Raw genomic sequence first — 1,294 nt, forward strand, 5'->3', positions numbered from 1 at the left:
AAGAGAGGTTGGACGTGGCTGCAGGAGAAGAGACCTCACACATCCTTAGCGGGTTGACTTCCCAGCTGCCTGATCGTGATCCGGAAGAGACTGCCGAGTGGGTTGAGTCTTTGGATGCGTTGATCAGGGAGCAGGGCACGGAGCGGGCGCAGTTCATCATGCGCAGCCTGCTTCAGCGGGCGGGGTCCCAGTCGGTGGGGGTGCCGATGGTGACGACCACCGATTACGTGAACACGATCCCGGCGGACCAGGAAGCGCCGTTCCCGGGCAACGAGGAGTTCGAGCGCCGGTACCGGGCGTACATGCGCTGGAACGCGGCCGTGATGGTGCACCGGGCGCAGCGGGCCGATATCGGGGTGGGCGGGCACATCTCCACCTATGCCGGGGCCGCGACCCTGTATGAGGTCGGCTTCAACCATTTCTTCCGCGGCAAGGACCACGCCTCCGGCGGGGACCAGGTCTTCTTCCAGGGCCACGCGTCCCCGGGCATGTACGCCCGGGCGTTCATGGAGGGCCGGCTCTCCGAGGAGGACCTGGACGGGTTCCGGCAGGAAAAGTCCAAGGAAGGCCACGCSCTCTCCTCCTACCCGCACCCGCGCCTGATGCCCTCGTTCTGGGAATTCCCGACCGTGTCCATGGGCATCGGCCCGATGAACGCGATCTACCAGGCCCAGTCCAACCGCTACCTGCACGACCGCGGCCTGAAAGACACCAGTGACCAGCAGGTCTGGGCGTTCCTGGGCGACGGGGAAATGGACGAGCCCGAGTCCCGCGGCCTGCTCCAGCTCGCCGCGAACGAGAACCTGGACAACCTGAACTTCGTGATCAACTGCAACCTCCAGCGCCTGGACGGGCCGGTCCGGGGCAAYGGGAAGATCATGCAGGAACTCGAAGCGTTCTTCCGCGGCGCGGGCTGGAACGTCATCAAGGTCGTCTGGGGCCGGGAATGGGACGAGCTCCTGGCCCGCGACACCGACGGGTCCCTGGTGAAGATCATGAACGAAACCGTCGACGGGGACTACCAGACCTACAAGGCCGAATCCGGCGGGTTCGTCCGCGAACACTTCTTCGGCAAGACCCCGGCCACCAAGGACATGGTCGCGGACCTGGACGACGAGCAGATCTGGAACCTCAAACGCGGCGGCCACGACTACCGCAAGGTCTACGCCGCGTACAAGGCCGCGGCCGAGTTCAAGGGCAAACCCACCGTGATCCTGGCCAAGACCGTCAAGGGCTACGGACTCGGACCCCACTTCGAGGGCCGCAACGCGACCCACCAAATGAAGAAACTCAC

The 1,294-nt window shown here is 65.0% G+C and carries 1 pseudogene; it reads left to right on the forward strand.

Annotation, left to right across the window (positions count from 1 at the left end):
* Nucleotides 1–14: 14 nt before the first annotated feature.
* Nucleotides 15–1,294, forward strand: a pseudogene (locus tag AB4Z38_RS25580) (pyruvate dehydrogenase (acetyl-transferring), homodimeric type); the annotation flags it as partial.

This window comes from Arthrobacter sp. 2RAF6, assembly GCF_052115205.1.
In the GTDB taxonomy this organism is placed as follows: Bacteria; Actinomycetota; Actinomycetes; order Actinomycetales; family Micrococcaceae; genus Arthrobacter.